The sequence below is a fragment of the Mycobacterium sp. URHD0025 genome (assembly GCF_000426065.1).
Taxonomy (GTDB): domain Bacteria; phylum Actinomycetota; class Actinomycetes; order Mycobacteriales; family Mycobacteriaceae; genus Mycobacterium.
On sequence record NZ_AUEQ01000021.1, the window covers coordinates 1 to 1,504 of the forward strand.

The 1,504-nt window shown below is 63.0% G+C and carries 1 protein-coding gene; it reads right to left on the reverse strand.

Annotated elements, in window-relative coordinates; all coding sequences use genetic code 11:
- Positions 1-1,504 (reverse strand): condensation domain-containing protein (locus H977_RS36275; RefSeq protein ID WP_502691222.1); only part of this gene is annotated, 1,504 nt, incomplete at both ends.

Here is a 1,504-nt window from a genome sequence, read left to right on the forward strand (position 1 = left end):
GACGACAACAACCGCCCCGGATCAGCAACCACCGAGTCCAACACTCGCTGCAACCGCCCGACCAACACCTCAATACTGCCCGCATCGAACACATCAGTACGGAACTCCACGGTCCCACCGATCCCCGCGAGCTCACCGGCCTTGCCGAAACGCTCACCCAACGAGAACACCAGATCCATCCGAGCGGTAGCGGTTTCCGCTGCCAAGGGTGTGACCTGCACATCACCCAAGACCGCGTCAGCAGGACCGTCGGCCTCCCGGCTGAAGTTCTGCCACGCCAGCATCACCTGAACCAGCGGATGATGCGCCAGCGAGCGGGTCGGCTTGAGCCGATCCACCAACACCTCAAATGGCACATCCTGATGCTCCAATGCGGCCAAGCTGCGCTGACGCACCTGCTCCACCACATCAGAAACGGTGGGATCTCCGGCCAGATCCACCCGCAACACCAATGTGTTGACGAAGAAACCCACCAACTGATCCAACGCGGCATCACCGCGCCCGGCAATCGGAACACCCACCGCCACATCACAACTCGCACTGAGCTTCGACAACAACACGGAAAGAGCTGCCTGCACCACCATGAACGGCGTCGCATCGTGCTCACGGGCCACCCGCGCCACCTGCTGCTGCAACTCAGCAGGCCATTCCACCGCCACACTCGCGCCCCGGTGATCGGCCTCGACCGGATACGGCCGATCCGTCGGTAGCTCGAGGCGTTCCGGCAGCCCCGCCAGAGCCTGCTTCCAATACGCCACCTGCGCCGCTATGTCGCTGTCAGGATCGGTCAACTCGCCCAGATACCCGCGCTGCCAAAGCGTGTAATCCACGTACTGCACCGGCAAGGGCGCCCAGTCCGGAGGACCTCCCAGGCAGCGGGCGGCATACGCTCCGCCCAAGTCGGCGACCAACGGAGCCACCGACCAACCATCCGCTGCGATGTGGTGCACCACCGCCACCAACACATACTCGTCTTGGCTGACGCGGAAAAGTGTTACGTGCAGTGGGATCTCGTTGGAAAGCTCAAATGAGTGCCCTACCTCGGTGCCAACCGCCTCCTCTAGCCTGACGCTTGGCCAGTTTGTGGCATCGAGTACCTGCCAACCGAAGTCGGCCTGCTCTACAGGCCTGATGACCTGCTCTGGTACCCCGTCAACCGACCTGAACACCGTGCGCAAGGTCTCGTGTCGGGCGACCACATCGGTCAACGCCTGACCCAGCGCGTTGACATCCAGTGCGCCGGTGATCCGATACGCCACCGCCATGTTGTAAATCGGTGACGGGCCCTCCAACTGATCCAGGAACCACAACCGCTGCTGGGCATACGACAACGGAATGACCGCCCGACGCGGCTGGGCGACCAACGGCTCACGCGCACCCGAACATTCACCGACACGGGCTGCCAGCCCGGCCACCGTCGGCGACTCGAACACCGCCCGCACCACCAAATCAGCACCCAAACCGGCATTGATCGCATTGACCAACCGCGTCGCCGACAACGAAT